The sequence below is a fragment of the Gelidibacter japonicus genome (genome assembly GCF_010725055.1).
GTDB lineage: Bacteria > Bacteroidota > Bacteroidia > Flavobacteriales > Flavobacteriaceae > Gelidibacter > Gelidibacter japonicus.
The window spans coordinates 66,277-89,454 of record NZ_BJKB01000019.1; the positions used below are offsets into that span (position 1 = coordinate 66,277).

Sequence of the window (23,178 nt, forward strand, 5' to 3'; positions counted from 1 at the left end):
TATTCGATGTCGATAAATTATAGAATCTCAATTCTTAACTCTTAATTATTAAATGGAATCAATTCAAGCCATAAAACAACGTTTCGGAATTATTGGGAATGACCCAAAACTCAATCGATCCATAGAAAAAGCAATCCAAGTTGCACCAACAGATATTTCAGTGTTGGTTACTGGGGAAAGTGGTGTTGGTAAGGAGAGTATTCCTAAAATCATACATCAATTATCCCATCGCAAACACGGTAAATATATTGCGGTCAATTGCGGTGCCATACCTGAAGGGACAATTGACAGTGAGCTTTTTGGCCATGAAAAAGGTGCTTTTACAGGAGCCACCAATACCCGAGAAGGCTATTTTGAAGTAGCTGATGGAGGTACTATTTTTTTAGATGAAGTAGGAGAGCTTCCTTTAACCACACAAGTACGCTTACTCCGTGTCCTGGAAAATGGTGAATTCATAAAAGTAGGCTCGAGTAAGGTGCAAAAAACAGATGTCAGGATCGTTGCCGCCACCAACGTCAATATGTTTGAAGCTATTAAGAAAGAGAAGTTCCGAGAAGACCTTTACTATAGGTTGAGCACCATAGAAATTCACTTGCCACCATTACGAGAGCGCAAAGATGACATCCACTTATTGTTTAGAAAATTTGCGAGTGATTTTGCGCTTAAATATAAAATGCCAACCATTAAATTGACGGATGACGCTGTGGATCTCCTTGTGAAACACAGATGGAATGGAAATATTAGGCAGTTGCGTAATGTTGCGGAGCAAATTTCAGTTCTAGAACATACCAGGACCATTAGTGCCTCTACCCTAAAAGGCTATTTACCAAGCCATGGAAACAACCTTCCCGCCGTAATAAAAACCTCAAAAAGCGATAGCGATTTCAGTAGTGAACGTGAAATTTTATACAAAGTGCTTTTTGACATGAAGAGCGATTTGAACGATTTGAAAAAACTCACCTTGGAGCTCATGAAAAACGAGAGTGCCCATGATGTGCAAAAGAAAAACGAAAGTTTGATCCAAAAGATTTATGGCGATGAAGAGGCAGAGGATTATGAAGGCACCATCGAAGACATGGAAGTATTATCCATTCCTGAGCAAATGAGCCAGCTATCAGATGCTATTGACGAATCAACTGACAAGTATCATTTCGCAGAAGAAGTTGAAGAAGAAGAAACATTATCTTTGCACGATAAAGAGTTGGAATTGATTAAAAAATCATTGGAGCGCCATCAAGGAAAACGTAAATTGGCTGCTGCCGAACTTGGTATCAGCGAGCGAACCTTATATAGAAAAATAAAACAATTCGATTTATAATTAAACGTTATACAATAAAAACATAAGTGGATAAACTCAAAGTCTTACTACTCGCCGTCTGCCTGGGCCTTATAACTGGCTGTGGGAACTATTCTTTTACAGGGATAACTGTGCCCACGGGAACCAGAACCTATCAGGTCAATTACTTTCAGAATGATGCCCCGTTGATTGAGCCCGGTTTAGAGCGTACATTTACAAATTCATTGGCTGATTTAATTCAAAACCAAACCAGTCTGCAATTAGTAACTTCTGGAGGAGACATCATTTATGAAGGCGAAATAACTGAATACCGCATCTCTCCAACCACGGCGACTGCTGACATAACTGCGGCCCAAAACCGTTTGACCATTGGGGTACGTGTAAGGTATTATGAAAAAAACAATCCTGACAACGACCTGAGCCAACAATTTTCTTTCTTCTATGATTATCCGGCTCAAGCGCAATTGGTAGGAGCACAAAAAGACACTGCCATAGCTGAGATATTTGAACGGATTACACAAGATATTTTAAATGCCACCTTGGCAAAATGGTAAGGTAATATAGAGTGAACAAACAAGAATTTACATATCTACTCGCCCATCCTGAGCAATTGACCGTTGCACACACGGCGACCGTAGGCGAAATTGTTGCGCATTATCCGTATTTTCAGTCGGCGCGAGCCCTATATTTAAAAGGATTAAAATCTAAGGAAAGCTTTAAATACAACCAAGAGCTTAGAGTTACTGCAGCCTACACAACAGACAGAAGTGTTTTATTTGACTTTATCACCTCGGAGGAATTCAATCAAAATGAAATTTCAAAACTGATCAAACAAAATACAGAACTGCTTAAAAGCATTGAAGTTAAGGATGCCGACGATATTTCTGTACATAAAAGCGTCACAATAGATGATGCGTTAAAACAATATATCCAAGACAGTGAAGGTGTCTTGGATCCTGATTTATTTCAGCAAAAAACACCCTTTCAAACCATTCCCAAAGCGGAAACAACAGCTCCCATTCTTGACGTTGATGTTAAAAACATCCACCCTTCCTCTCCTGAAGAGCAATTGAACATTGGCAAACCCTTGGAGTTTGATAAAAACGAAACCCATTCATTTACGCAATGGTTAAAGATGACCAGCTTTAAACCTATTGAAAGGGAGCCAGAAGTCGAAAAACCAGAAATCCAGCCTCAATTGCCTCCTCAGGGATCAAAACAAGAGTCCGGTCTCGAGAAAAAGCTAGATATAATTGATAGGTTTATAACGGCCAATCCAAAAATCTCTCCAATCAAGGAAAAAGCACCCTCAATCAATTTGGCGCAAACCCAGCTTGTACAGAATGACAACCTGATGACAGAGACCTTGGCCCGCATTTATTTGGAGCAGAAAAATTATGAGAAAGCAATTCAATCTTATAAGATTTTAATTTTGAAATATCCAGAAAAAAGTGGTTTCTTTGCAGACCAAATTAAAGCAGTAAAACAATTACAAGAAAATAATACCAAATAGCACATGAGTACGTTTACAATATTTTTAGTTCTTATCATCATCGTATCATTTTTATTGGTGGTTGTCATCATGGTTCAAAATCCAAAAGGTGGCGGCTTGTCTTCGTCATTTGGTGGCGGTGGTTCACAGCAATTAGGTGGAGTCAAAAAAACAACCGACTTTTTAGATAAAAGTACTTGGATTTTAGCAACTGTACTTTTGGCGTTGATATTGGTATCAAATATTGCTATAGATGGTGCCACTGGTACTACAGAGTCTAAAGCTTTGGACAGTGATGCAGCAACAAGTATCCCTGCGCCAACTATGCCCGCAACAGATAATGCAGTAACACCAATTGACACCACGAACAACTAGTAAAGTTCAAAAAAAAAATCACTCAAAATGCCAACAAAATCTGTTGGCATTTTTTGTTACTGAAACTTTGTCAGTTAACTACCCATGGCACATTTTTCGCATCTATCACAAACGTTAAACATAATTAATTAACCCGTCATGCTTTGGCATGACCAAAACAAAAAAATACAACTATGGGATTAAACATTAAGCCATTGGCAGACCGCGTTCTTATTGAACCAGTTGAAGCTGAGACGAAAACAGCTTCGGGAATTATTATTCCAGACAACGCAAAAGAAAAACCTCAAAAAGGTAAAGTTGTGGCCGTTGGTGCCGGTACTAAAAAAAATCCAATGACTGTAAAGGTTGGTGAAACCGTTCTCTACGGAAAATATGCAGGAACAGAATTAAAACTTGAAGGCAAAGATTATTTGATCATGCGTGAAAGTGATGTGCTTGCAATCATCTAAAAATTAAGTCATTTCCGCGAAGGCGGAAATCTCATTACATTAATCTATACAAATCCAAAGATTCCCACCTTCGTGGGAATGACAAAATAAAATTTTTTGAATTATGGCAAAACAGATATTATTTGATATTGAAGCACGCGACGGAATTAAACGTGGTGTAGATGCATTGGCAAATGCAGTAAAAGTAACTTTAGGCCCTAAAGGCCGTAACGTTGTTATTGGCAAGTCTTTTGGTGCACCTCAAGTAACCAAAGATGGTGTAACCGTTGCAAAAGAAATAGAATTGGAAGATGCTCTCGAAAACATGGGCGCTCAAATGGTAAAGGAAGTTGCCTCAAAAACCAATGATTTAGCGGGTGATGGTACTACAACAGCTACCGTTTTGGCTCAAGCTATCGTAAAAGAGGGACTGAGAAACGTTGCAGCAGGTGCAAATCCTATGGATTTGAAACGCGGTATCGACAAAGCAGTTGCTGCTATCGTTGCAGATCTTGAAAAACAAACCAAGAAGGTTGGAAATTCTTCAGAAATGATCAAACAAGTGGCTTCAATTTCTGCCAACAATGATGATACTATTGGCGAATTGGTAGCCACTGCATTCACCAAAGTTGGTAAAGAAGGTGTCATCACTGTAGAAGAAGCAAAAGGATTGGAAACTTATGTGGATGTTGTTGAAGGGATGCAGTTTGATAGAGGTTACCTCTCTCCTTATTTTGTTACTGATGCTGACAAAATGATTGCCGATCTTGAAAATCCTTATGTTTTACTATTCGATAAAAAGATTTCAAATCTTCAAGAAATCCTTCCAATTTTGGAACCAGTTGCACAATCTGGTCGTCCATTATTGATTATCGCTGAAGATGTTGAAGGTCAGGCCTTGGCTACTTTAGTAGTAAACAAATTACGTGGTGGATTAAAAATTGCCGCAGTTAAAGCCCCAGGTTTTGGCGACAGACGTAAAGCAATGTTAGAAGATATTGCCATCTTAACTGGCGGTGTGGTGATTTCGGAAGAAAGAGGATTCTCTCTTGAAAACGCTGATTTAACTATGTTAGGTTCTGCAGAAACCATTACTATCGACAAAGACAATACGACGATTGTAAACGGCTCAGGAAAAGCAGATGATATCAAGGCTCGAGTTAGCCAGATAAAAGCACAAATAGAAACCACAACCTCTGATTATGACAAAGAAAAACTTCAAGAGCGATTGGCCAAGTTGGCTGGTGGGGTAGCAGTACTCTATGTAGGCGCTGCAAGTGAAGTTGAAATGAAAGAGAAAAAAGACCGTGTTGATGATGCACTACATGCCACAAGAGCGGCTGTTGAAGAAGGTATTGTTGCCGGAGGTGGCGTTGCACTTGTGAGAGCAAAATCAGTATTGGAGAAGTTGACCACAGAAAATTTAGATGAAACAACAGGTGTTCAAATTGTAGCACGTGCCATCGAAGCACCTTTACGTACTATTGTTGAAAACGCAGGTGGAGAAGGCAGTGTTGTGGTTGCCAAAGTAATAGAAGGAAAGAAAGATTTCGGTTTTGATGCCAAATCAGAAACTTATGTGGACATGCTAAAAGCTGGAATTATTGATCCTAAGAAAGTAACTCGTATTGCATTAGAAAATGCCGCATCAGTTGCTGGAATGATCTTAACCACGGAGTGTGCTTTAGTTGACATCAAAGAAGATACACCGTCAATGCCAATGGGCGGAGGTGGAATGCCAGGAATGATGTAGGTCAAAGCTGTTGACAATTATTACCATAAAAAACGCCTCAATTTAATTGGGGCGTTTTCTTTTTGTGGTTTTTCTTAAAAACTGTTTATTACATAAAATAAACTGTGTGTCAAGCTATTTCTTTTTTGGAGCAGCTTGAGGTGCCTTTTTTACCGGTTGCTTTTGAGCAGGCTTAGGCGCTTGTGGTTTCCCACCTAAATTAGATTGTGCCATAATAATTTATGATTTTAAATCCGTATTAAAGATACAACCGATGAGCACAATGTTATTCTATTATTAGCAAATATTTAACTATAGTTTACTGCTTGTCATCCTTATGATCATCCCTTACGGCCTCATCTCTATACAAACAGCACTTGTGTAGACTATGATAGGCCTCATCTGTAGCTTTTATTTCCTTCGTATCATGACCGGCATCGGCAATACTTTGCTTAATGGCCTTCATACTTGTTTTTCGTTCATCATAAATCAATTTTAGTTCATGGGTATTGACGTCCCAATTGGCCACTTTCACCCCTTTGGCCTTAATGGCTGCTTTCTCAATACGTTCCTTACACATATTACATACCCCGTCTACTTCAATAGTGGCTTTGGCATTTTTATTCTGAGCAAAGGTTACGCTCCCAACCAATACGATTAATACGAATACTATTTTTTTCATAATGTTTGATTTTTTATTCCCACGAAAGTGAGAATCTGTTTATTGTTCTTTATACCTTCCGAGGAAGGAATTTATTTATAATTGTTTGATTCTTGATATTTGCCATGAATGAACCCATACTTTAAACGTGATTAGGTTGGTCTTGATTGGTCTTGGTTGTTAATATTATCTACTATTTAAGAGATTAGCTTCGCTGAACCTTAAGGTTCCTGCCTTCGCAGGAATTGATTACTTAATTTTAAATCTCAGGCCGGCATAATACATACTGCCAAAAATTGGACCATAAACAAATGTCGTGTCAAAGTTCGCACCAAACGGATCATCTGCTCCCAAAATCGGATGGTTCTGTCTCACATTGGTCAAGTTTTCTCCGCCTAAATATACTTCAAATTTCTCAGAAAATACTTTGGTAATTTGAGCATTCAACGTGCCAACGGTTGGTGTGTATTCCGGTAATTGGTACTGAATGGGGTTTGATGCAGTTGATGCGAATCGTTGTTCGCCCAACCAATTATAAGTGACATCAAATTTCCAATGTGAAAAGCTCTCAGTCTTCTTTGTTTCATAAGACATATTCGCAAAAATGCGATGTTTGGGTGTCAATGGCTTTTCCTGCTTTCCAGAATTGTATTGGGTCTTGATATCATAAAATTTATAGGCGGTTCTAAAATCAAATCCTTCGAAGACATTATAATTCAATTCCACCTGAAAACTGTTCGCATAACTTTCACCATCAAGATTATAAAAATTTATCTGTTGTGGATTTTCATAATCGATCACAATCTGATTCTGAAAATCCGTTCTGTAATAATCAAATGTGATGTCAGCCTTATTCCCGAAGAGATTAAAGCCCTGCAGAAATGAAACACCATAATTCCAGGCAACTTCAGGGTCGAGACCATAAGCCCCTTTCAAGCTTCCCAAAGGCGCAGAACCATCAATCAATAGCGTCCTTGAAGTGGCAAAAATATTCTGATTTTCTGCAAAAATGCTGGCGCTACGCTTACCGCGACCAAACGACGCTCTTAACGCCGACTTCTCCCATGGCGTATAGCGTACATGAACTCGAGGTGTGACAAATGTTCCTAGTACATTATGCCTGTCAATACGCAGACCCGCAGTTAAATTCAAGTCTTCAAGATTGTCGAAATTATATTCAAAAAAGGCTCCAATCGAACTTTCTGTTCTCTCAAAATCTTCAGTGACCACCAATTCATCATAATGATCATACGTATAGCTGATTCCCGTTTTTATTTTATGTCTTGAATCACTGATAATCGAATTATAAATCCCATTAATGTATAAGCTATTGTGTAAAATATCATAAGTGTTCAATCCGAAATAGGAATTCTGCTTATGGCTGCTAAAGGCAGTTTGAAACCCAATACTTTGCCAAGGAATATTAGGATTGACATAACCCGATTTTACAGAAACATCAAATCGTCTGGTATCTATTTCACTGCCCCAGGCATTGGTCGTCAATTTATCTGTATCAGGATTAAAACTTAGCTGTCCAGTTTGTTTTGAATCGTCCAAATAATTCAAATTAATAAAACTCACAAAGCCCTTTTCGGGATCAGTATATTGCCAACGGTTCATGAAATTGATTTGTTTGTAGATGGGCATATCCATAAAGCCATCATCATTGACATCATGTTTTTTATCGTGCGTATTTCCATGGAGATATAAACCTGTGCTCCATTTCTCACTGACTTTGGTGTTCAGATGCACGTTAGCCTCCATGCGCTCACTACTTGCACCATAAAGATTGACGAAGAGCTTATTGTCTGTGGTCGGCTTGACAAGTTCCGTATTGATCTGACCCGCTATGCTTTCAAAACCATTGACCACACTTCCGGCACCTTTGGTAATCTGAATGCTCTCCACCCAAGTCCCTGGTGTAAAACTCAAACCGTAAGCTTGTGAAGCACCTCGTATTGTGGGAATGTTTTCTGCAGTTATCAAAATATATGGACTGGTCAACCCCAGCATTTTTATCTGTCGAGTGCCCGTTACGGCATCTGCAAAATTAACATCAATGGACGGATTGGTTTCAAAACTCTCTGAAAGATTACAACAAGCCGCTTTCAGTAACTCATCGCTACTCACAAACATGACGTTGGCGGATTGCATATACGATTTTGATGTGGCTTGTTTCCGAGAGTTCACCGTAATTTCATCCAATTCGCTTATCGATTTAAGGGCGTGTTTAATATATTTTGGAGAACTTACCAACAAGGTATCCGTTTTATATCCTACGTAACTAACGACCAATTTGGTAAATTCCCTTTGGTATGAAATACTGAATTTGCCATCGATATCCGTGGTTGCTCCAACAGTAGAGTTTAACCAATATACATTGGCGCCCGGTAGAGGAATAGTATTTTTTTGATCGGTTATTTCAACAATGATTCCTTCTATTTTATCCTGTGAAAACACAAGCATTGGGAGGAATATAAGAATGTAAATTATATTTTTCATTTAGTAATTAATAGTATTGATTTTTTAATCTTGGGGATTTCCTATTTTGAAAAAGAAACATCGCAATAAGACTCTTTGAGATAAATTAAGACATTCTGTAAAGAGAACGCTCCACCTAATTGTGTTAAATAACAAGCAATAAGTCGAAAATAAGATTTCATTTATCAGAATAGTTGATGTTCCAATTCTCTAAAAAAAAATAAGCGCACATAGACGCGTTACTTCATTTAAAATTGAAAATCAAATGAGGAAAACTTGGTCCAAAACCTGTATATCGGTAACCAAATTGGGCGGAGAATAATCTTTATGCGGAATGATCTGCTCTGGCAGACCTTCAAAAAGATTGATATATGAATAATATAAAGTGGTTATAAAAACCTGTTGGTCGAACTGAAAATCTTCAAAAGTAGTTTTTTTGAGATTGTCTTGGCCTTTGACAACTTCTAACTGATCATTACAGCATGACTTATTTTCTGTAAGAGTTAAGGCAACTGCTCCTTCGTCACAACACGGATCCGTTTTAAAAAAAATGGCAGTATCCATCAAAACATCTCCACAAAAATGCTTTTCCACAGTAAATGAAATGGTTGACAACAGCACTATAAATGCCATAGCCATAGAAAAGGTTTTATGAATAATGCTTTTATACATGGCCACGAAATTACAAAAAATTGTGCTTAACTCTACAACTTATAAAAATCTTAACTTTTTTTAGATTTCAATTGGTGATAATAGAATGCTGGCAATAATAACAACAATAGTAATGGCTGAATTAAGAACCGTCTGATATTGAAAAAGATGTAATAATCCTCTTGTCGTGGGTTAATTACAAAATATAAGAAAAATGCCAAGAGTATAAAAAATGAAAAAACATAAATAAGTACAGAAAACTTGACGACGCTCCTATCATTAAAAAAAATATAAATGATGCCCAATGAAATTACTGTATTCAGAAAATATCTAAGCGATGTAAACAATGTCAACTTTAATATTTCACGACGTGGATTATCAATGTAGAGATAATCATTCTTAAAAAATGTGAGATAAGGGTCATAAAACAGTTCGTTTTCAAAGGCACGTATCAGGATCAACAACCCAAAAAACACCAAAAGCGCTATCATTTTTACAACGTTACTCATTGGATGCAGTTAAGTTTGAAAATCTGTTGACCCAAAACATCCATAGCAGAAAGACCATTCCATAAATGATCAACGGAAAAATAACAGTATGCAACTCTTCTCTTCGCCATGGATAATGATATAAGCCTATCGATAAAATCACAATTCTTAAAAGATTTACGATATATATAAGAACACTCCCTACTAAAATATAAAAAAAGGTAGTTTTAAACTTTCCTGCAAATGCGATTATAAAGGAAACAAACAAAATAATAACACTTATAGAATTACAGCCCTCAACCACACGCGCCAAATACTTGCCATTAATGATCAGTTTCATTGAAGGTTCGTCAGGATGTTTTGCTATTTGAGAATCGTATCCAAAAGCATGTAGCAACTCATTACTTTGTTTAGCCACCAAATTGGTAAAATAATCTGGGTAGTAAACTGAGCCATCAGAGTAATCAAGATACAGTTTATAGGCAAATGTCAGCACCCCATAAACCAAAAGAAAGGTCAGGATAAACTTAATAACCGATTTGTACTTTATGATCAGATCCTTCAAGAATTCAAAATTTACTTTAGGTTGTTAAAAATATACAAAAACCCAATTGAAGCGGCACATTTTGAATACTTTTACCAAAACTTTTGAACAATGAGCTTAGATCAACTTAAACCGCAAATAATCACCATAATTTCTGATACCAATTCATCCGTTGATGAACGGTTGTTATCCATCTGTGAAGTTCTTGAATCGAACATCCCATATTATAACTGGGTTGGGTTTTATTTTAGAAATGGTGAGAAAGAAGAATTAAAACTGGGCCCTTATGTAGGCGCACCAACCGACCATACGATTATTCCATTTGGAAAAGGCATCTGCGGACAGGTGGCAGTAAGCAATCAAAACTTTGTAGTTCCGGATGTTTCCGCACAGGATAATTATATCGCCTGTAGTATTACAGTAAAGGCTGAAATTGTCGTTCCTATTTTTGTGAATGGTGACAATATTGGTCAGATTGACATCGATTCCAATACCATTGACCCGTTTACAGAAGCCGATGAGCGATTTTTGGAGTTTGTTTGTGCTCAAGTCGCTTCTATCTTATCATAAATACCAATACGAAAATTCCAAATTCCAATAAGTTTAGCAAAATTTATTGGAATTTGGTGTTTGATTATTGAATTTCCTCCGTTACATTCCTGTACGAATCGCTTCGACAGGATCTAAACGCGATGCCGAAATAGCAGGAATTACTCCGGAAATCAATCCGATGATTGTAGAAAGAATAAACCCTAAAAACATATTGCCTGCAGAAAGGACAAATTCGAAATCGCCCGTAAATTGGGATGCAATCAAGGAACCGATCCAAACAAACAACAGCCCAACCAGTCCTCCAATGACCGCTAAAATGACCGCTTCAAACAAAAACTGAAATAAAATAAATCGGTTTTTTGCACCTAAGGATTTTTGAATACCGATCAAGTTGGTCCGTTCCTTCACACTGACAAACATGATATTTGCAATACCGAAACCACCAACTAATAACGAAAAGCCACTAATGATCCATCCCATAACATTCATAGTACCGATGATTCCATCTATTGCATCGGTAAATCCTGACATTTTGTTCACAAAGAAATTATCTGGCTCTCCAGCTTTTAAGCCTCTGTAAACTCTAAACCTTTGTTTTAAGACGGCTTCAAAAGCCCCCATATCCACGCCTTTTACAGGCTTAATGATGACCGCTCCAGGAATCCCGCCAGGCCCTCCTGTTTGGAAACGTCTGACAAAATTGGCGGGCACATACCCTTTATCATCCGGACTTCCGCCAAGCCCTGCGCCCATTTTTTTCATGACACCTATGACGGTCAATCTCCGACCATAAACTCTAATTTGCTTTCCAATCGGGTTTGATTTTCCAAATAAATTTTCAGCTATGGAATGCCCCAAAACAATAACAGGTGCTCCATTTATAGACTCCGATTCTGTATAAAAGCGCCCTTCTTCGATTTTTACGTTTTCAATCTCATAAATCTCATTGGACACCGGTGTGATATCGACTCCTGAAATTGTTTCTGCGCCATATCTGACCGTTTGGGGGCTTCCGAAAATCACATAGGCAGAAGCTGCAATATCCGGCACATTTCGTCTTATAAAATCAAAGTCGCTGTATTCAGTTTGAGGAAAATTATCCCGTTGCCATCGAGGTACATCGGTTGGCCCAAAGGAAAACTTGGTTAAATACATTGTGTTTTTATCCAGTCCTGAAAGCTGATCCTGAATATTTCTATCTAAAGAATCGACCGCCGCCAAAACAGCAATGATGGAAAAAATACCAATGGTAACGCCCAATAATGACAAAAAAGTACGCAGCTTGTTGTTGGTAAGTGCGTTTATGGCAAATGAAAAACTTTCTTTAAATAAGCGTAAGTAAAGCAGCATGTAATTTTGGTGGTTTTAAAACGATTTTAAAGATAGGACGTTTGCAACAATTATTTGTTACAAAAAACTTAAATAAACTGCCTCCCGTTGCCTCAAATTGTCTTCAATAATATGTACTTTTGCGCTTTAAAAAATAGCATTTTATTAAATTTTTATATTTCACCGCACTCATTGCATAATGATGCCAAACCAAACACACAACACAATGCACAACAAAACCATTTCATCTGCCTTGATTTCTGTTTTCAGTAAGGACGGATTAGAACCTATTGTAAAGGAGTTAAGCCAGTTAGGCGTTACGATCTACTCCACCGGAGGTACAGAAAAATTCATAAAGGACTTAGGTATTAACGTCATTCCTGTAGAAGATGTGACCTCCTATCCTTCCATTTTGGGTGGACGTGTCAAAACATTGCATCCAAAAGTTTTTGGAGGCATTTTAAATCGTCAAAACAACACTCAGGATGTGGCTGAATTGGCAGAATTTTCAATTCCGCAAATCGATTTGGTCATTGTGGATTTATATCCCTTTGAAAAAACTGTGGCTTCTGACTCAAGCCATGAAGATATCATTGAAAAGATTGACATTGGAGGAATTTCTCTGATCAGGGCTGCAGCGAAAAACTATTCGGATGTGGTTTGTGTCTCTTCGGTTGACGATTACGGTGAGTTTTTAGAACTCTTAAAGTCAAAGAAGGGAGAAACCTCAGATGAAGACAGAAAACGGTTTGCAGCTAAGGCTTTCAATGTGTCTTCACATTATGACACTGCTATTTTCAATTATTTCAACCAAAATCATGAGGAAACGGTTTTAAAAATCAGTGAGACTCAGGGCAAAGTGCTTCGCTATGGTGAAAACCCGCATCAAAAAGGATTTTTCTTCGGAAATTTCGAAGCCATGTTCACCCAACTTCATGGCAAGGAATTAAGTTATAACAACTTGTTGGATGTTGATGCCGCAGTGAACTTGATGAATGAGTTTAAGGGTGAAGCACCCACTTTTGCAATTTTAAAACATAACAATGCTTGTGGATTTGCTCAAAGAGACACATTACATCAGGCTTATGTTGACGCCTTGGCAGGTGATCCTGTTTCGGCATTTGGTGGAGTTTTGATTGCAAATACGGAAATTGACAAAACAACCGCAGATGAAATCCACAGTCTATTTTGTGAAGTAGTGATTGCACCTTCGTTTTCCGCAGAAGCGAAAGAGATTTTAGAAGGCAAGAAAAATAGAATTCTCTTGATCCAAAAAGAGGTCGAACTTCCACAAACAATAGTAAGAACTTGCTTAAATGGCCTCTTGGTACAGGATAGGGACAATAAAACAGATGCCATATCAGATTTAAGTTATACCACCAACAATAAACCCTCGCAAAACGAGTTAGAAGACTTGATATTCGCTTCCAAAATTTGTAAGCATACCAAGTCGAACACTATTGTATTGGCCAAAAACAAACAATTAATTGCTAGCGGAACTGGACAGACCAGCCGAGTGGACGCTCTTAACCAAGCCATTCATAAAGCACAGTCTTTTAATTTTGATTTGAAAGGAGCCGTTATGGCAAGTGATGCGTTTTTCCCATTTCCTGACTGCGTCGAAATTGCTAAAGACGCAGGAATTACTGCGGTAATTCAACCAGGAGGTTCAATCAAGGATGAATTGAGCATTGATTATTGCAATCAAAATAATGTGTCAATGGTATTTACTGGAATACGGCATTTTAAACACTAAATGGAATTAAATCTAAGGGACAAATAAGCGATCATCTAAAATGAACAAATACCTATGTAATATAACCTTTGATATTTATGAAGTTTTATTACATTTACAACAATATCAACAAACAAACTAATATCAACCTAAATAATCAACAACACGCATGGGATTTTTTGATTTCTTAACAGAAGAAATAGCCATAGATTTAGGAACCGCAAACACCTTAATTATCCACAATGACAAAGTTGTTGTAGATAGCCCTTCAATAGTTGCAAGAGACCGAATTTCAGGAAAAATAATTGCCGTTGGAAAAGAAGCCAACATGATGCAAGGTAAAACGCATGAAAACATTAAAACAATAAGACCTCTAAAGGACGGTGTTATTGCCGATTTTGATGCTTCTGAACAAATGATCAGTTTGTTCATAAAAAACATTCCCGCTTTAAAGAAGAAACTCTTCTCCCCTGCTTTACGCATGGTGGTTTGTATTCCTTCAGGAATTACTGAGGTGGAGATGCGCGCCGTAAAAGAATCCTGTGAGCGTGTCAATGGTAAAGAAGTTTATTTAATCCATGAGCCGATGGCAGCCGCTATTGGTATCGGTATTGACATCATGCAACCAAAAGGGAACATGATTGTAGATATAGGTGGTGGTACTACAGAAATTGCAGTCATTGCCTTAGGCGGCATTGTCTGCGACAAATCTGTTAAAGTTGCTGGTGATGTATTTACCAATGACATTGTATATTATATGCGTACACAACACAATTTATATGTTGGTGAACGCACTGCCGAAAAAATTAAGATACAGATTGGCGCCGCTACTGAAGATTTAGAATTACCTCCAGAAGAAATGAGCGTTCAAGGACGTGATCTCTTAACTGGAAAACCTAAACAGGTTCAAATTTCTTACCGAGAAATCGCAAAGGCGCTTGACAAGTCCATTTTACGAATAGAAGATTCCGTCATGGAAACCTTATCTCAAACACCGCCAGAATTGGCCGCAGACATCTATAATACTGGAATCTATCTTGCTGGTGGAGGTTCTATGCTTAGAGGCTTGGACAAACGTTTATCGCAAAAAACAGATTTACCTGTCTATATTGCTGAAGATCCTTTAAGAGCAGTAGTTAGAGGAACGGGAATAGTATTAAAAAACCTTCCTAAATTCAAAAGTATATTGATAAAATAGTAATTCCAAATGCAACAAATCATAAACTTTGTACTTAGAAACAAAACTTTTCTTGTGTTTTTGTTGCTTCTTGGTTTGTCTTTGTTTTTTACAATTCAATCGCATTCTTATCATAAAAGTAAATTCATTAACTCCTCTAATGTGATTACCGGTACTGTTTACAAAACAGCAAACAATGTCAGTCAGTATTTTAATCTGATCAAGGAAAACAAGGCATTGTTGGAAGAAAACCGTATGCTTAAAACCATAGTTCACAATTTGGATGTGGATACCATGACGTCCGACCTTCAAGACAGTCTTAAATTGAATGCGAATTATAAGTTTCGTACTGCAAGTGTTTATAAAAATAGTTACTCACAATCCACCAACTATTTGACCATAAACAAGGGAAAAAAAGATAGTATTAAAGTCGATTATGGCGTGATTACTTCTCAGGGAATCGTAGGTATTATTGAAAACACCTCCCAAAACTTCTCCTCTGTACTGTCAATTTTAAACACCCGTAGCCGAATCAATGCCCAATTGAAAAAGACCAATCATATTGGTTCTTTGGTATGGAATACGGAGTCGCCAGAGTTTGCACAACTCATCGATATTTCGAAATTTGCACCGGTAGCCATTGGCGACACGATCATTACCGGTGGCCAATCCACCATTTTTCCAAAAGGCATTTTAATTGGGACGGTCAACTCATATAAAATTGACAGTGGAGGCGACTCGTATATTGTAAACGTTAAATTGTTTAATGATATGACCAATATTGGCCATGTTTATGTAATTGAAAACCTTCAGGCTGCTGAAATAAAATCTCTACAAAAACCAAAAAATGACTAAGGTAACCTTAAATTTGGCCGCAAGGTTTATCATTTTGGTTTTGGTTCAGGTATTGATCTTTAACCAAATAGATTTCATGGGCTATATCAATCCGTATGTCTATATTTTATTCATCATATTATTTCCAGCAAACAACAACCGCACCTTATTTGTTTTCTTGGCATTCCTATTGGGCTTTAGTGTAGATGTGTTTTCAGATTCAGGAGGAGTGCATGCGGCGGCATGTGTGACTTTGGCATATATAAGACCTGTTTTTTTGAAATTCTCATTCGGCACAATTTATGACTACCAATCCATAAAATTCAATCAAACGGATTTCAGTAGTAAACTGACCTACTTTACGGCCTTGGTGTTTATTCATCACCTGGTGATGTTTTCCTTAGAGATTTTTAACATTTCTAAAATAATTTTAATCCTCCAAAAAACGTTATTCTCAGGGATTTTCACTATAATACTTTGTTTGATTATCACAATCCTTTTTAGCCAGAAACGTAAATGAGAAAATTGCTACTCCTTTCAACTATTGCTTTTGTAGGTTTGGTTTTTATTGCACGCTTATTTTATTTACAAGTGTACAACGAAGATCCATATAGCCTGCTTGATGATAATGCCATCAGAAAGGTACGCGACTATCCAAAAAGAGGCTACATCTATGACAGAAATGGCAAATTACTGGTGGCCAACCAACCATCCTATGATGTCATGTTCATTCCTCGGGAGGTAAAGCCATTGGATACGTTAGAGTTATGCAACCTTTTAAAAATTACCAAAGAAGACTTTATTAATTTTTATAATAAGGCGTATCGCTATTCGCCACGGTTACCCTCTGTTTTTATTCCACAACTTTCAAGGATGGAGTATGCAGTGTTGCAGGAAAAAATCAGAAAATATGAAGGGTTTTACATTCAAAAAAGATCACTAAGAGACTATCAAACCACAATTGGAGCGAATGTTTTGGGAGATATTGGAGAAGTCAACAATTATATTATTGAAAATGACCCCTATTACAAAAGTGGTGATTTAATTGGCAAACAGGGTGTTGAACTATCCTATGAAGAAGTATTGCGAGGTGTAAAAGGAATAAAGTTTATACAAAAAGATCGATTCAACAGAGATATTGGTCCCTATAAAGACGGTATTTATGATACCTTACCGGAGCCCGGAAAAGACATTACGATTACCATTGATTCCGAGCTTCAGGAATACGGTGAACTTTTAATGCGGCATAAACACGGTGGTATTATTGCCATAGAACCGGGTTCAGGTGAAATTATTGCTATGGTCACTGCCCCTTCCTATAATCCAAATTTATTGGTGGGGAGACAACGTTCTCGAAATTTCACTCAACTTTACAACGATACCATTGCAAAACCATTGTTTGACCGTAGTTTAAAAGCACAGTATCCACCAGGGTCGCCTTTTAAAGTACTCAGTGCTTTGATAGGTCTTCAGGAAGGCGTGGTTACCACACAGGATCAGTTTTCATGCCGACACGGTTATTATTTAGGGAGCAGACGTTTGACTGGATGTCATAGTCATGTGAGTCCTCTGTCAATGAACCAAGGTATTGCACAATCTTGTAATGCTTATTTTGTAAATGTCTATAGACGTATTATTGATAAGTATGACAAACCCTCAGAGGGCATGGATGTTTGGAGCAACCATGTTAAAAGCTTCGGACTTGGCGACTATTTAGGTTATGATCTTAAGATCGGGAATAAAGGTCGTGTGCCGGATGGTGCTTTTTATGATAAATGGTATGGCGAAAACCGATGGTCTTCAACCTACAATATTTCAAACTCCATTGGACAAGGTGAGGTGGAGACCACGCCCATTCAATTGGCAAATATGGTGGCCGCCATCAGCAATAGAGGCTTTTATTATACGCCTCACATTATAAAAAGTATTGAAGGAGGTACCATTGATGAAAAATACACCACGCCTAATTATACCACCATTGATAAGGAGCATTTTGAACCCGTAGTACAAGGTATGTTTGATGTTTACAATAAAGGTACCGCTTACAGTCTACGGGTGCCCGGGATTGATATTTGCGGTAAAACGGGGACAGCTGAAAACTTTATGCGGATAAATGGCAAACGGACCCAGCTGACAGATCATTCCATATTTGTGGCCTTTGCACCAAAGGACGATCCTAAAATCGCCATTGCTGTTTTTGTTGAAAATGGCTATTGGGGCAGTCGATTTGCAGGGCGTATAGCAAGTTTAATGATTGAAAAATATATTAGAGGTGAGGTTACAATGACCGCCATGGAAAACTGGATTCTCACGCACAGTTTGGAGAACGAATATGCAAAACCATATTCAGGAAAAGAATTTGGCATCAACAGGCAATCAGCATTGCAAGTCATTGACAAAATAACAAAAGATACCGTTGTCAATCCTGTGAGTACACGAACATCATCGTTTAATTTACAATAAATGCAAAGAGATTTTAGAGGATTGAATTTTGATTGGATCACCATTGCTTTATTTTTATTGCTGGTTGGTTTTGGGTGGCTAAATATTATGTCAGCCTCACACACAGGAGAGATTGTGAGTTATTTTGATATGAATCATCCTTACGGGAAACAATCCGTCTTCATTATATTCACTTTCGCGCTCATCATTCTCATCTTGGCCTTAGACGCTAAGTTTTACGAACGTTTTGCCAGCCTTATCTATTTAATTTCCATATTGTCTTTATTGGGTTTATTTCTTTTTGGGAAAAATGTTAATGGCGCCTTGGCTTGGTATAGCATAGGAGGAATGACAATTCAGCCAAGTGAGTTCGCTAAATTTGCAACCTCCTTGGCCGTAGCAAAATATATTAGCGACCTTCAAACAAATATGAAGACGTTCAAAGATCAAATTAAAGCTGCCGGGATTATTGCACTTCCTGCTATTTTAATCTTGTTGCAGAACGATACAGGGAGTACCGTTGTTTATGCCGCGTTCTTTTTTGTTTTTTATAGAGAAGGTCTACAGCAGATGTATCTTGTCATCGCCGTTTTTCTCGTATTACTTTCGGTATTGGCACTTAAATTCAATGTGGTTGTTGCTGTTCTCGTATCTGGAATATTAATCTTTGGACATCATTTTTTTGGCCAGAAAAAACGACCATCAATCTTACAGCCTATTGGTATTCTATTAGTCTGTGTAGCAGTAGCTTTTGGTATTAAATATTTTTACAATAATATACTACAGTTCCATCAAAAAGACCGAATCAGTTTATGGCTGCGTTTGGAAAATGATCCTCAAAAGCTCCATGAATTAAAACAGACAATTCTATACAATTTGCACGAATCAGAAAAAGCGATCAGTTCTGGAGGGTTGACAGGAAAAGGTTTTATGCAAGGCACGAGGACAACCGGGAAATTTGTGCCGGAACAGCATACAGATTATATCTTTAGTACCGTTGGGGAAGAATGGGGTTTTCTGGGAAGCGCGCTCGTTGTACTTCTTTTCGTTGCGCTACTGCTTCGAATTCTATATTTGGCCGAATTACAAAAATCTCAATTCAGCAGAGTTTATGGCTATTGTGTCGCATCCATTCTATTTTTCCATTTTCTGATCAATGTCGGTATGGTGATGGGCCTGATCCCGACCATCGGCATTCCACTTCCGTTCTTCAGTTATGGCGGTTCAGCACTTTGGGCATTCACGATCTTACTGTTTATTTTTATAAAACTAGATTCGAATAGGATTAATGAGTGGTAGACTTTGACGGTTCAAGGTTTCAAGTTCAAAGTTCCAAAATCCAATTCATAAAATCCGCAAGTTATTACACTCAGTTTTACAGAGGTTCACAGAGTTTTTGTTGAGGAACTTGCGCGCTAATCTTCAACCCGAACGTTAGTGAATTGGCGAGGCAAATCTACTGGAAAATTAACAGATGACGTTAGGCAGTTTCACCCACCTATACGGACGGGTAAGTGCCTATATAGAGTAAGGACGTGCCAATTTACATCTACTTCAAATTGGCCAAACTCGACTTAATCGTCTCTATTTTAGCCAAAGCATCTGCTTCCTTGTTGCGTTCGTTTTGTAATACTTGGGCAGGTGCATTGTTCACAAAACGTTCATTGGACAATTTATTCTGAACAGATTTCAGGAATCCTTCGGTATATTTTAATTCGTCATTTAACTTCTTGATTTCTTCCTCAACATTAATGGATCCAGAAATAGGAATAAAATACTCGTTGGAATGCACTCTAAAGCTTAGCGCGCCATCGACGGCAGCCTCAACCGATTCCATCTTTGAGATATTTCCCATCTTTTCAATAACGGAGTTATAACGTTCTGACAATTTCTCGTTATTGATGACCGATAGTTCGATACTATCCTTAAAAGAAATATTTTTGTCCTTCCTAATCGTTCTAATTCCCGAAACCACCTCTTTTACCAATTCAAAATCGGCTATTAATTGAGCATCAAAAGATTCAATTTTAGGATATTCCGCAACGATCAGAGCGTCTTCAGGCGATCGTTCTGCAATAAAGTGCCAGATTTCTTCGGTTAAAAATGGCATAAAGGGATGTAATAACTTTAAATTGGATTCAAAGATGTCAATCACACTTTTAAAGGTTTTTGCATCGATAGGTTGTTGATATTCTGGCTTGATCATTTCCAAAAGCCATGAACAGAAATCATCCCAAATCAACTTATATATGCCCATTAGTGCATCAGACAATCGATACTTGCCATAATGATCCTCTATGTCAGCCAAGGCTTGTTGAAATTTAGATTGGTACCACTCCACGGCTATTTTAGAGGCTTCCGGTTGTTGTATTTCAGCAATTTCCCAACCTTTGACTAACCTGAAGGCATTCCATATCTTATTGGCAAATCCTTTTCCTTGGTTGCAAAGTTCTTCATCAAACATCAAATCATTTCCAGCGGCAGAGCTTAACAGCAGACCTACACGCACGCCATCAGCACCGTAATCATCTATCAACTTCAAGGCGTCTGGAGAGTTTCCTAAGGATTTGCTCATTTTTCGACGTTGCTTATCTCGTACCAATCCTGTCAAATACACATTTTCAAAAGGTTTTTCATCTCTGTATTCATATCCGGCAACAATCATACGCGCTACCCAAAAAAACAGAATATCCGGACCTGTCACTAAATCATTGGTTGGATAATAGTATTCAATTTCAGGGTTGTTCGGGTTCCGGATCCCATCAAAAACACTAATAGGCCAAAGCCATGAAGAGAACCAGGTATCTAAAGCATCCTTATCCTGAGTTAAATCTGTTAGCGACAGTTGTGGATTTTTTGATTTTTGTCGTGCCAATATGAGGGCTTCCTCACGACTTTCGGCTACCACAAAATCATCCTTTCCATCGCCATAGAAATAGGCAGGAATCTGTTGGCCCCAAAGCAACTGACGCGAAATATTCCAATCGCGAATATTTTCCATCCAATGGCGGTAGGTATTATTGAAGCGTTTTGGAAACAACTTTACGTCTTCATCCTCCAAGACTGCTTTAATGGCCGGTTTTACCAGATCTTCCATTTTCAAAAACCATTGGTCAGAAAGTCTTGGTTCTATCACAGCCTTAGTGCGTTCACTTGTTCCTACTTTATGTGTGATATCTTCAGTTTTATCAAGAATTCCCAAATCTTTCAACTCTTGGGTCACATCTTTTCGTGCTAGCTCCCTATCTTTTCCTTGATGATGAAGACCAAAACTGTTTAAAGTGGCATCATCATTAAGAATATCCACAACAAGCAAGTTATGTCTGTCACCAATTTCCTTATCGTTGACATCATGGGCAGGGGTGATTTTCAAGCAGCCCGTACCAAACTCCATATCTACATAGTCATCAGCAATAATTGGGACCACTCGATTACAAATTGGTACAATAACATTTTTACCAATTAGGTGCTGAAATCGCTCGTCGTTAGGATTTACGCAAACTGCAGTATCTCCCAAAATCGTTTCGGGACGTGTAGTGGCAATAGTTACAAAATCATCCTGGTTTTCAATTTGATACTTCACATAGTACAATTTGTCAGTGCGTTCCACATGGACAACTTCTTCATCTGACAAGGTGGTTTTAGCTTCCGGATCCCAATTGACCATTCGATAGCCACGATAAATTAAACCTTTGTTGTAAAGATCAACAAAGACTTTGATGACGGACTCACTCATATCATCATCCATGGTAAACTTGGTCCGATCCCAATCGCATGAACATCCCAGTTTTTTTAGCTGTTCCAAAATTACTCCACCATATTCATGAGTCCAATCCCAGGCATGACTCAAGAATTCCTCTCTGGTCAATTTATTCTTATCAATGCCTTGTTCTTTCAACTTTGCAACTACTTTAGCTTCAGTAGCAATTGATGCGTGGTCTGTGCCCGGAACCCAACAAGCGTTCCGACCTTGTAATCGGGCGCGTCGAATGAGTACATCCTGAATGGTATTGTTCAACATATGTCCCATGTGTAGCACTCCAGTAACATTTGGTGGTGGAATAACTATGGTATAAGGTTCTCTCCCATCAGGAACAGACTTGAAATACTTGTGTTCCATCCAATAGGAATACCACTTGTCTTCTACATTGGTAGCCGAATATTTTGCTGGGATCTGCATACTTTGGTACTGTTTTTGTATCATAACGGGCAAAGTTACTTATATTTCTGTTTTTGTGAAATTATAAAAACAAATATTAACCTAAAGACAGACATCTATTTTAACTGTTTTATACCGTTCAACTAAAATATTTTGTGAAATGGTCAAAAGTGAGTAATTTTGATCCCTATCAATTTTAAAAAATTAAAATGATGAAAAATTTAATAGCAATTTTATTTGTAGGAATGTTAAGCATTTCTGCTTTTGCGCAAGAAAAAGTAGCCAAGATTGAGTTTAAGACAGATGTTATTGATTATGGTACCATCGAGAAAGGTGCTGATGGCCTTCGTGTTTTTGAATTTACAAATACGGGCAACGCGCCATTAATAATTACAAGAGTAACCTCAACTTGCGGATGTACTGTACCTAAAAAACCTGAGGGGCCAATCCTTCCAGGGCAAACAGGTGAGATACAAGTCAAATATGATACCCAACGTGTCAATCCAATAAGAAAGACCATTACTGTCTTATCCAATGCGGACACGCCAACTGTAGCCCTTAAAATCAAAGGTGAAGTTGTTGACCCAAGTAAGACCAGTGTTTTAGATAAAAGAAATAAAAGCGTTATGGAACAATAATTAGCGTTTCAGACAATTAAAAAGCTCTCATTTTTTGAGGCCACTGAAAAAGTCCCCTTAAAAATATTGGGGTAAAAAGAGATAAAAAGGAGTGTAAACCGTAGTGTTTTCACTCCTTTTTTCGTATCTTTTTTACTGATTAACAAACACTTGGATATGTTAT

General features: G+C 37.9%; 21 protein-coding genes. 14 read left to right on the forward strand and 7 right to left on the reverse strand.

Annotated elements, in window-relative coordinates; translation table 11 throughout:
- Positions 1–52 precede the first annotated feature (52 nt).
- The 6 genes from G6N06_RS16710 to groL all read left to right on the forward strand — a co-directional run bounded on the left by G6N06_RS16710 (position 53) and on the right by groL (position 5,345).
- A complete protein-coding gene (locus G6N06_RS16710) occupies positions 53–1,318 on the forward strand; it encodes a sigma-54 interaction domain-containing protein (RefSeq protein ID WP_163517922.1) in 1,266 nt (421 codons plus the stop codon).
- Positions 1,319–1,344: 26 nt separating this feature from the next.
- Positions 1,345–1,851 (forward strand): LPS assembly lipoprotein LptE, encoded by a 507-nt coding sequence (gene lptE / locus G6N06_RS16715; protein ID WP_163517923.1) that lies wholly within the window; start codon positions 1,345–1,347, stop codon positions 1,849–1,851.
- Between the two features lie 11 nt (positions 1,852–1,862).
- On the forward strand, positions 1,863–2,810 hold the full coding sequence (locus G6N06_RS16720; protein ID WP_163517924.1) for a tetratricopeptide repeat protein: 948 nt from the start codon (positions 1,863–1,865) through the stop codon (positions 2,808–2,810).
- Between the two features lie 3 nt (positions 2,811–2,813).
- Entirely contained in the window at positions 2,814–3,164 is a 351-nt protein-coding gene (gene secG, locus G6N06_RS16725; protein WP_163517925.1) for a preprotein translocase subunit SecG, read from the forward strand.
- A 173-nt stretch (positions 3,165–3,337) separates the two neighbouring features.
- Positions 3,338–3,613 carry a co-chaperone GroES gene (groES, locus tag G6N06_RS16730; protein WP_129016628.1) on the forward strand — a complete coding sequence of 92 codons (276 nt, stop codon included), beginning with the start codon at positions 3,338–3,340 and terminating at the stop codon, positions 3,611–3,613.
- Between the two features lie 103 nt (positions 3,614–3,716).
- Positions 3,717–5,345, forward strand: a complete 1,629-nt coding sequence (gene groL / locus G6N06_RS16735; protein ID WP_163517926.1) for a chaperonin GroEL — start codon at positions 3,717–3,719, stop codon at positions 5,343–5,345.
- A gap of 298 nt (positions 5,346–5,643) precedes the next feature.
- Here groL and G6N06_RS16740 read toward each other — a convergent pair whose 3' ends face one another.
- The 5 genes from G6N06_RS16740 to xrtF form a co-directional block, all read right to left on the reverse strand.
- Positions 5,644–6,006: a heavy-metal-associated domain-containing protein gene (locus G6N06_RS16740; protein ID WP_163517927.1), complete on the reverse strand. Its 363-nt coding sequence runs from the start codon at positions 6,004–6,006 to the stop codon at positions 5,644–5,646.
- A 228-nt stretch (positions 6,007–6,234) separates the two neighbouring features.
- Positions 6,235–8,487, reverse strand: a complete 2,253-nt coding sequence (locus G6N06_RS16745) for a TonB-dependent receptor (RefSeq protein ID WP_163517928.1) — start codon at positions 8,485–8,487, stop codon at positions 6,235–6,237.
- A 240-nt stretch (positions 8,488–8,727) separates the two neighbouring features.
- Positions 8,728–9,138 carry an HYC_CC_PP family protein gene (locus G6N06_RS16750; RefSeq protein ID WP_240338093.1) on the reverse strand — a complete coding sequence of 137 codons (411 nt, stop codon included), beginning with the start codon at positions 9,136–9,138 and terminating at the stop codon, positions 8,728–8,730.
- A 50-nt stretch (positions 9,139–9,188) separates the two neighbouring features.
- Positions 9,189–9,626 (reverse strand): exosortase F system-associated membrane protein, encoded by a 438-nt coding sequence (locus G6N06_RS16755; RefSeq protein WP_163517929.1) that lies wholly within the window; start codon positions 9,624–9,626, stop codon positions 9,189–9,191.
- Positions 9,619–10,170 (reverse strand): exosortase family protein XrtF, encoded by a 552-nt coding sequence (xrtF, locus tag G6N06_RS16760; RefSeq protein ID WP_163517930.1) that lies wholly within the window; start codon positions 10,168–10,170, stop codon positions 9,619–9,621. Before xrtF ends, G6N06_RS16755 begins: the two co-directional genes overlap by 8 nt.
- A 90-nt stretch (positions 10,171–10,260) precedes the next feature.
- Between xrtF and G6N06_RS16765 the strand changes: the two genes are divergently transcribed.
- Positions 10,261–10,719: an XrtF-associated fRMsr-like GAF protein gene (locus tag G6N06_RS16765; RefSeq protein WP_163517931.1), complete on the forward strand. Its 459-nt coding sequence runs from the start codon at positions 10,261–10,263 to the stop codon at positions 10,717–10,719.
- A gap of 81 nt (positions 10,720–10,800) precedes the next feature.
- On the opposite strand, the gene G6N06_RS16770 is transcribed toward G6N06_RS16765, so the two are convergent.
- On the reverse strand, positions 10,801–12,051 hold the full coding sequence (locus G6N06_RS16770) for an ABC transporter permease (protein ID WP_163517932.1): 1,251 nt from the start codon (positions 12,049–12,051) through the stop codon (positions 10,801–10,803).
- 205 nt (positions 12,052–12,256) lie between these two features.
- Here G6N06_RS16770 and purH point away from each other — a divergent pair, with 205 nt between their 5' ends.
- The 6 genes from purH to rodA all read left to right on the forward strand — a co-directional run bounded on the left by purH (position 12,257) and on the right by rodA (position 19,517).
- Complete coding sequence (gene purH, locus G6N06_RS16775; protein WP_163517933.1) at positions 12,257–13,786, forward strand: bifunctional phosphoribosylaminoimidazolecarboxamide formyltransferase/IMP cyclohydrolase; 1,530 nt, start codon at positions 12,257–12,259, stop codon at positions 13,784–13,786.
- 148 nt (positions 13,787–13,934) lie between these two features.
- Positions 13,935–14,963 (forward strand): rod shape-determining protein, encoded by a 1,029-nt coding sequence (locus tag G6N06_RS16780; RefSeq protein ID WP_163517934.1) that lies wholly within the window; start codon positions 13,935–13,937, stop codon positions 14,961–14,963.
- Between the two features lie 9 nt (positions 14,964–14,972).
- Positions 14,973–15,797: a rod shape-determining protein MreC gene (gene mreC, locus G6N06_RS16785; RefSeq protein ID WP_163517935.1), complete on the forward strand. Its 825-nt coding sequence runs from the start codon at positions 14,973–14,975 to the stop codon at positions 15,795–15,797.
- Positions 15,790–16,296 (forward strand): rod shape-determining protein MreD, encoded by a 507-nt coding sequence (locus tag G6N06_RS16790; RefSeq protein ID WP_163517936.1) that lies wholly within the window; start codon positions 15,790–15,792, stop codon positions 16,294–16,296. The genes mreC and G6N06_RS16790 overlap by 8 nt, the downstream gene beginning before the upstream one ends.
- Complete coding sequence (gene mrdA, locus G6N06_RS16795; protein WP_163517937.1) at positions 16,293–18,239, forward strand: penicillin-binding protein 2; 1,947 nt, start codon at positions 16,293–16,295, stop codon at positions 18,237–18,239. Before G6N06_RS16790 ends, mrdA begins: the two co-directional genes overlap by 4 nt.
- A complete protein-coding gene (rodA, locus tag G6N06_RS16800) occupies positions 18,240–19,517 on the forward strand; it encodes a rod shape-determining protein RodA (RefSeq protein WP_163517938.1) in 1,278 nt (425 codons plus the stop codon).
- A gap of 250 nt (positions 19,518–19,767) precedes the next feature.
- Here rodA and G6N06_RS16805 read toward each other — a convergent pair whose 3' ends face one another.
- Positions 19,768–22,398 carry a valine--tRNA ligase gene (locus tag G6N06_RS16805; protein ID WP_163517941.1) on the reverse strand — a complete coding sequence of 877 codons (2,631 nt, stop codon included), beginning with the start codon at positions 22,396–22,398 and terminating at the stop codon, positions 19,768–19,770.
- A gap of 191 nt (positions 22,399–22,589) precedes the next feature.
- Between G6N06_RS16805 and G6N06_RS16810 the strand changes: the two genes are divergently transcribed.
- Complete coding sequence (locus G6N06_RS16810; protein ID WP_163517942.1) at positions 22,590–23,015, forward strand: DUF1573 domain-containing protein; 426 nt, start codon at positions 22,590–22,592, stop codon at positions 23,013–23,015.
- The last annotated feature ends 163 nt before the right edge of the window (positions 23,016–23,178 follow it).